Annotated in this window: 9 protein-coding genes; 6 read left to right on the top strand and 3 right to left on the bottom strand. The window is 71.6% G+C overall.

Annotation, left to right across the window (positions count from 1 at the left end; genetic code table 11):
* Window positions 1-70: 70 nt before the first annotated feature.
* Window positions 71-376, bottom strand: a complete 306-nt coding sequence (locus AB0H86_RS10645) for a hypothetical protein (protein WP_362435648.1) — start codon at window positions 374-376, stop codon at window positions 71-73.
* A gap of 6 nt (window positions 377-382) precedes the next feature.
* Window positions 383-1,018 carry an ATP-dependent Clp protease proteolytic subunit gene (locus AB0H86_RS10650; protein ID WP_362435650.1) on the bottom strand — a complete coding sequence of 212 codons (636 nt, stop codon included), beginning with the start codon at window positions 1,016-1,018 and terminating at the stop codon, window positions 383-385.
* A 64-nt stretch (window positions 1,019-1,082) separates the two neighbouring features.
* Between AB0H86_RS10650 and AB0H86_RS10655 the strand changes: the two genes are divergently transcribed.
* Entirely contained in the window at window positions 1,083-1,361 is a 279-nt protein-coding gene (locus AB0H86_RS10655) for a type II toxin-antitoxin system Phd/YefM family antitoxin (protein WP_362435652.1), read from the top strand.
* 66 nt (window positions 1,362-1,427) lie between these two features.
* On the opposite strand, the gene AB0H86_RS10660 is transcribed toward AB0H86_RS10655, so the two are convergent.
* Window positions 1,428-2,453, bottom strand: coding sequence for an ABC transporter permease (locus tag AB0H86_RS10660; RefSeq protein ID WP_362435653.1), 1,026 nt, complete (start codon window positions 2,451-2,453; stop codon window positions 1,428-1,430).
* A 125-nt stretch (window positions 2,454-2,578) separates the two neighbouring features.
* Here AB0H86_RS10660 and AB0H86_RS10665 point away from each other — a divergent pair, with 125 nt between their 5' ends.
* The 5 genes from AB0H86_RS10665 (at window position 2,579) to AB0H86_RS10685 (ending at window position 6,408) form a co-directional block, all read left to right on the top strand.
* Window positions 2,579-3,289, top strand: coding sequence for a TetR/AcrR family transcriptional regulator (locus AB0H86_RS10665; RefSeq protein ID WP_362435655.1), 711 nt, complete (start codon window positions 2,579-2,581; stop codon window positions 3,287-3,289).
* Between the two features lie 88 nt (window positions 3,290-3,377).
* Window positions 3,378-3,680 (top strand): urease subunit gamma, encoded by a 303-nt coding sequence (locus AB0H86_RS10670; protein WP_362435657.1) that lies wholly within the window; start codon window positions 3,378-3,380, stop codon window positions 3,678-3,680.
* A gap of 14 nt (window positions 3,681-3,694) precedes the next feature.
* Window positions 3,695-4,006 (top strand): urease subunit beta, encoded by a 312-nt coding sequence (locus tag AB0H86_RS10675; RefSeq protein WP_362435658.1) that lies wholly within the window; start codon window positions 3,695-3,697, stop codon window positions 4,004-4,006.
* The gene (locus tag AB0H86_RS10680) at window positions 3,999-5,720 is read left to right on the top strand and encodes an urease subunit alpha (RefSeq protein ID WP_362435660.1); all 1,722 of its coding nucleotides are present in this window, start codon (window positions 3,999-4,001) and stop codon (window positions 5,718-5,720) included. Before AB0H86_RS10675 ends, AB0H86_RS10680 begins: the two co-directional genes overlap by 8 nt.
* A 13-nt stretch (window positions 5,721-5,733) precedes the next feature.
* Window positions 5,734-6,408, top strand: coding sequence for an urease accessory UreF family protein (locus AB0H86_RS10685; RefSeq protein ID WP_362435662.1), 675 nt, complete (start codon window positions 5,734-5,736; stop codon window positions 6,406-6,408).
* Window positions 6,409-6,574: the final 166 nt, after the last annotated feature.

The raw sequence follows: 6,574 nt of genomic DNA on the forward strand, positions 1-6,574 counted from the left end.
TTGGTCCGTTTCGGCTCCGGTCCGGACGTCGCGGGAGCGGGTCGGCGCGTCCGGACCGGCTGGGGGTGCGTCAACTGTCGGAGCGCGGCGGCACCGTGACGCGAGCCGTGCGGCGCTCCCCGTCCAGCACGCGCAGCGCACGCGCCAGCGTGTCGGCGTGCAGTTCGGTCTCGCCCCGACGGTGCATCAGCGCCAGCGCGTCCCGCAGTGCGGCCGCCTTGCCGACCAGTGCCTGCGCGGCACGCAGTCCTCGGTACGTGTCCCCGTGCTGCGCCGGATTGATCCGGCCGAGCAGGTCGACCACGTCGAGGTAACGGTCGATCAACTCACCCTCGGCGCTGGTGAGGGCGGGCAGCGGTGGCAGATCGGGCAGCATCGGGGATCACCTCGCTCCGGGTGCGGGACGTGAGGCCTTGCGGCTCGGGATGAGCCGGTCCACCAGGCCGTACTCCACGGCCTCCTGGGCGGTGAGGATCTTGTCCCGCTCGATGTCCGTGTGCACCTGCTCCGACGTCCGCCCGGTGTGCCGTACGAGCATCTCCTCCAGTCGGCTTCGTACCCGGGTCAACTCCTCGGCCTGGATGGCCAGATCGCTGGCCTGCCCCTGGATCGGCTGGGTGAAGGCGGGCTGGTGGATCACCATCCGAGCGCCCGGCAGCGCGTTCCGCTTGCCCGGCGTGCCCGCGGCGAGCAGCACCGAGGCGGACGAGCCGGCCTGGCCCAGGCAGGTCGTCTCCACGTCGCACGTGACGTACTGCAGCGTGTCGTAGATCGCCGACATCGCGGTGAACGAGCCGCCGGGGGAGTTGATGTACAGCGAGATGTCCCGGTCCGGGGCCTGGTGTTCGAGGTACATGAACTGGGCCATCACGTCGTTCGCCGAGATGTCGTCGATCGGCGTCCCCAGGAAGACGATCCGCTCCTCGAGCAGCTTCGAATACGGATCCATCGTCCGGTGCCCGGAGCTGGTGCGTTCGTGGAACTCGGGCAGGACGTGGCGGGCGGACGGTCGGGTCATGGGGTACCCCTCCTTCGGCGTCTGTGAAAAATGTACAGGACGTACGTGACGTTATGATGGGGGTATGGCCTACGAGATTCCGGTGACGCAAGCCAGGGCTGAGCTCGCCGACCTGATCAACCGGGTGGTGTACGGCGGGGAGCGGGTGGTCGTGACACGGCACGGAAAACCCCTTGTCGCCCTGGTCTCCGCCGCCGACCTCGAACGGCTGGAGGAACTCCAGGAGCCCGCGGAGGAGCAGGTGATCAGCGCGGTCTCCACCGTCCGCGAGGTCGCCTCAGTCCCGCGTGAACAGCAGCGGTTCGGTATCGCGGCACATCACCGAGGGGCCGGGCCCGCATGAACGAAGAGACCGTGCACCCCGTCCGCCGGTGCGGGGGTGCACGGTCTACCGGGTCGATCGGCGGGGTCAGCCGACGGGCGCCAGCTCCCTCCCGGTCGTGGGCGTGGTGTTCTCCGCGCGTGCCTTGAGCGCGTTGCCGAGCAGTACGGCCCCCAGGCCCAGTACGGCCCACCAGCTCAGGGTCAGTACGGGCCCGGTCGCCGCCGCGCCGTCGAAGAACGACACCGAGCGCAGCAGTGTCGTGCCCGCGCCGGGCGGCAGCCACTGACCGATGGTCCCGACCGGCTCGGGCAGCATCTGGGGTGCCGAGGCCGCGCCGGAGAACGGATTGCCCGCCAGCATCACCAGGCCCGCGGTGATCCCGATGCCGGGCGGCCCGATCAGCGCGGCGAGCCCCGCCACGGCGGAACTGACGGCGAGCGTCGCCAGCCCGAGCGCCCCGGCCTCCGTCCACCAGTCGCCGGTGAGTGCCCCTAGCCAGCTGTGCGCGATCCCGGCGGCGGCCGCGCCGACCAGGGCGGACGCGCCGACCAGCGCGGTCACGGCGCTCAGGCCGCGCAGTCCGAGCACGGTCACCGCCGCGCCTCCCGCGATACCGGCCAGGGCCAGCGGAAGCACGCTCGCGTTCAGGGCCGCGCCGCGTGGGTCCTTCTCGGGCGCGGCGACCACGTCCACGGTCCTGACCCCGGCGCCCTCGGCGCCCGCCGACCGCGTCACCGCCTGCTGGAGCAGCTGTGCGACGAACGGGCTCGCCGCCGACGCGGTCAGCAGCTCGGGACCCTCGGCGGTGACGACGACCGCGCCGTATACGGTCCGCTCCTCGACGGCGTCCCGCGCGGCGGCCTCGTCGGCGTAGCGGTGGATCTCGAAGGCACCCTCCCGCTGTCGGAGTTGCCGCTCCACCTGAGCCACCGCGGCAGCCGGCCCAGCCACACCGAGCGGCAGGTCGCGCGGGGCGGTACGGGCCGCGGGCCAGGCGAAGGCCCACAGGGCGAGGACCGCGAGGAGGGGCACCAGGAGGACGACGGCGACCAAGCGAGGTGTGTACGGCAGCTTTCGGGGCGTGGGCTGGGCGGCGGATGGGGTGGACACGGGGCGGGCTCCTCGGATCTGGGACGGTCTGCTAAAAAGAAGGATCGTTCGTTTTAGGTACGGCTTCACCGTCCCGCCATCCGTATCCCTTGTCAAGAAGGAACGTTCGTTTTAAGTTGTCGACCATGGCACGCGTATCCCAGGCACACCTCGACGCCCGGCGTCGGCAGATCCTCGACGCGGCGGCGCTCTGCTTCGCCCGTAACGGCTTCCACGCCACGTCGATGCAGGACGTACTGAAGGAGGCCGACCTCTCGGCGGGAGCGGTGTACCGCTACTTCAGCGGCAAGGAGGAGCTGATCGCGGCGATCGTCGGCGAGGTGCTCGGGGAGGTGCACGCGGCCTTCGAGGCGGCGGCCCGGCAGAGCCCGCCACCGCCGCCGGACCAGCTGGCGGCCGCCGTCCTGAGCCGGGCTCTCGCCCTGCGGGCGGGCCTCACCCTCGACGGGGTGCCCGCCTTCCCGCGTCTGGTCGTCCAGGTGTGGTCGGAGATCCCGCGCAACGAGTCGCTGGCGGCCGTCCTGACCGAGGGGTACGACGCCGTACGGGCGGCATGGGGGCGGATCGTGGAGGCCTACCAGGAAGCCGGGATCATGCGCCCGGACATCGCACCGGACCACGTGGCCCGCACGATGATCGCAGCCGTGCTGGGCTTCATCGCCCAGCAGTCGCTCTTCGGGCCCGCTCCGGTCGAGGTCCTGCGGGACGGTCTACAGGCGTTGATGAGCATGCCGCTCCCGCAGTCGGACACCCCGTCGGACCCGCAGTCGGACCCGCAGTCGGACACCGGAACGGATCACAGCTCGGTTAACTTGGTTGAAACCCAGTCCAACTAGCCTGCCCCTCCACGCCACCAGGGACTTTGCCCCGGGGCAGCGGCAACCGGACCCCGCACGGTCCGGAGCGAGGACTGTGAGGTGGGACGTGCAACTGACCCCGCACGAGCAAGAGAGACTGCTCATCCACGTGGCGGCCGACGTGGCCGAGAAGCGCCGGGCCCGTGGACTCAAGCTGAACCACCCCGAGGCCGTCGCCCTCATCACGTCGCACATCCTCGAAGGCGCCCGGGACGGTCGTACCGTGGCCGAACTCATGGCGTCCGGGCGCAAGCTGCTCACCCGGGACGACGTCATGGAGGGCATCGCCGAGATGATCCACGACGTCCAGGTCGAGGCGACCTTCCCGGACGGCACCAAGCTCGTCACCGTCCACGACCCGATCGTCTGACGGGAGAGGCCGCCATGATTCCCGGAGAGATCCTGTTCGCGGACGATCCGATCGTCTACAACGAGGGCCGCGAGGTCACCCGGCTGACCGTCCTCAACGCCGCCGACCGGCCCGTCCAGGTCGGCTCCCACTACCACTTCGCCGAGGCCAACCCCGGGCTGGACTTCGACCGCGGTGCCGCCCGCGGCAAGCGCCTCGACATCGCCGCCGGCACCGCCGTGCGCTTCGAGCCCGGCATCCCCGTCGACGTCGAACTCGTGCCGCTGGCCGGGGCCCGTGTGGTGCCCGGCCTGCGCGGGGAGACCGGAGGTGCCCTCGATGCCTGAGATATCGCGTGCCGAGTACGCCGACCTGTTCGGACCGACGACCGGCGACCGGGTCCGGCTCGCCGACACCGACCTGCTGATCGAGATCGAGGAGGACCGTTCCGGCGGGCCGGGACTGGCCGGTGACGAGGCCGTGTTCGGCGGCGGCAAGGTCATCCGCGAGTCCATGGGCCAGTCACGGGCCACGCGGGCGGAGGGCACCCCCGACACCGTCATCACCGGTGCCGTGATCGTCGACCACTGGGGCATCGTCAAGGCCGACATCGGCATCCGCGACGGGCGGATCACCGGGATCGGCAAGGCGGGCAACCCCGACACCATGGACGGGGTGCACCCCGACCTGGTCATCGGACCGGAGACCGAGATCATCGCGGGCAACGGCCGGATCCTGACCGCGGGCGCGGTCGACGCGCACGTCCACTTCATCTGTCCGCAGATCGCCGACGAGGCACTGTCCGCGGGCGTCACCACGCTGGTCGGCGGCGGCACCGGACCGGCCGAGGGTTCCAAGGCGACCACCGTCACGCCCGGTCCGTGGCATCTGGCCCGGATGCTGGAGGCGATGGAGCAGTACCCCCTGAACATCGGCTTCCTCGGCAAGGGCAACACCGTCTCCCACGAGGCGATGCTGTCCCAGATCCGCGGCGGCGCGCTCGGCCTGAAACTGCACGAGGACTGGGGCTCCACCCCGGCCGTCATCGACGCCTCGCTGACCGTCGCCGACCGGACCGGGATCCAGGTCGCGATCCACACGGACACCCTGAACGAGGCCGGGTTCGTGGGGGACACCCTCGCGGCGATCGCCGGCCGCGGCATCCACGCGTACCACACCGAGGGCGCCGGCGGCGGGCACGCGCCTGACATCATGACCGTGGTCTCCGAGCCGCACGTGCTGCCGAGCTCGACCAACCCGACCCGGCCGTTCACCGTCAACACCGCCGAGGAACACCTCGACATGCTGATGGTGTGCCACCATCTCAACCCTGCCGTGCCGGAGGACCTCGCCTTCGCCGAGTCCCGCATCCGGCCCTCCACCATCGGCGCGGAGGACATCCTCCACGACCTGGGCGCCATCTCGATCATCTCCTCCGACGCGCAGGCCATGGGGCGGGTGGGCGAGGTCGTCCTGCGGACCTGGCAGACCGCGCACGTGATGAAGCGACGGCGGGGGGCGCTGCCGGGTGACGGACGCGCGGACAACCACCGGGTACGGCGGTACGTGGCCAAGTACACGATCAACCCCGCCGTCGCCCAGGGCCTCGCCCACGAGATCGGCTCCGTCGAGTCCGGCAAGCTCGCCGACCTGGTGCTGTGGGAACCCGCGTTCTTCGGCGTCAAGCCGCACCTGGTGATCAAGGGCGGGCAGATCGCGTACGCGCAGATGGGCGACGCGAACGCCTCCATCCCGACCCCGCAGCCGATCCTGCCGCGTCCGATGTACGGGGCGATCGGGCGGGCACCCGGCTCCAACTCGTTCAACTTCGTGGCACCGCTCGCGATCGAGGACGGGCTGCCGGAGCGGTTGCGGCTGGGCAAGCGCTTCGTCGCCATCGAGTCGACGCGGGGCGTGACCAAGGCGGACATGCGCGAGAACGACGCGCGGCCGTTGGTGCGGGTCGACCCGGACAGCTTCGCCGTGCACATCGACGGGGAGCTCGTCGAGGCGACTCCGGCCGCCGAACTGCCCATGGCCCAGCGCTACTTCCTCTTCTGAGGGCACGGATCCCATGTCACGAGCAGCACTTCTCGTCCTGGCCGACGGCCGCTTTCCCGCCGGGGGCCACGCGCACTCCGGCGGGGCCGAGGCGGCCGTCAAGGCGGGCCGGGTCACCGGGGCGGCGAGCCTGGAGGACTTCTGCCGGGGCCGCTTGCACACGACGGGGCGGGTCGCCGCCGCGCTGGCCGCGGCCGCCGTACTCGGCGTGGATCCCGTGGAGTTGGACGCGGCGGCGGACGCGCGGACGCCGTCGCCCGCGTTGCGGGTCGCCGCGCGGAGGCTGGGCCGCCAGCTGATGCGGGCCGCACGGGCGACCTGGCCGTCCTCGGAACTCGACGCGCTGGCACGGGAGTTCCCCAAGGGGGCGCATCAGCCGGTGGTGCTCGGGCTCGCGGCCCGGGCGGCGGGGCTGGGGCCCGTTGATGCGGCGTACTGCGCGCTGTACGAGAGTGTGAGCGGGCCGGCGTCTGCGACGGTGCGGTTGCTGAGTCTGGATCCCTTTGACGCTACGGGGGTGTTGGCCCGGTTGGCGCCGGAGGTGGACCGGGTCGCGGATGCGGCGGTGGAGGCGGCGCGGTCGGTTCTCGACGAAGGGGTCGAGGCGTTGCCCGCGGGGTCCGCGCCGTTGCTGGAGATCTCTGCTGAGGTGCATGCGGCGTGGCCGGTACGTCTGTTCGCGTCCTAGAGGGGTTTCGCCCCCGCCGCCCCTACCCGTCCCATCCCCAGGGGCTCCGCCCATTCGACCCCGGCGGGGACTGCGTCCCCTGCACCCCTCTGCGGGGGCTTCGCCCCTGCACCCCGCGGGGGCTCCGGGGCTCTGGCCCGGGGCTCCTCCCCGGGACTGCGTCCCA

Origin of the sequence: Streptomyces sp. NPDC050997, from assembly GCF_040660135.1 — a bacterium.
Lineage (GTDB): Bacteria > Actinomycetota > Actinomycetes > Streptomycetales > Streptomycetaceae > Streptomyces.

Excerpts from the sequence above, each read along its gene's own strand:
- AB0H86_RS10680 (WP_362435660.1), top strand. The coding sequence starts at position 3,999 with ATGCCTGAGATATCGCGTGCCGAGTACGCCGACCTGTTCGGACCGACG.
- AB0H86_RS10675 (WP_362435658.1), top strand. The coding sequence starts at position 3,695 with ATGATTCCCGGAGAGATCCTGTTCGCGGACGATCCGATCGTCTACAAC.
- AB0H86_RS10645 (WP_362435648.1), bottom strand. The coding sequence starts at position 376 with ATGCTGCCCGATCTGCCACCGCTGCCCGCCCTCACCAGCGCCGAGGGT.
- AB0H86_RS10665 (WP_362435655.1), top strand. The coding sequence starts at position 2,579 with ATGGCACGCGTATCCCAGGCACACCTCGACGCCCGGCGTCGGCAGATC.
- AB0H86_RS10655 (WP_362435652.1), top strand. The coding sequence starts at position 1,083 with ATGGCCTACGAGATTCCGGTGACGCAAGCCAGGGCTGAGCTCGCCGAC.
- AB0H86_RS10685 (WP_362435662.1), top strand. The coding sequence starts at position 5,734 with ATGTCACGAGCAGCACTTCTCGTCCTGGCCGACGGCCGCTTTCCCGCC.
- AB0H86_RS10650 (WP_362435650.1), bottom strand. The coding sequence starts at position 1,018 with ATGACCCGACCGTCCGCCCGCCACGTCCTGCCCGAGTTCCACGAACGC.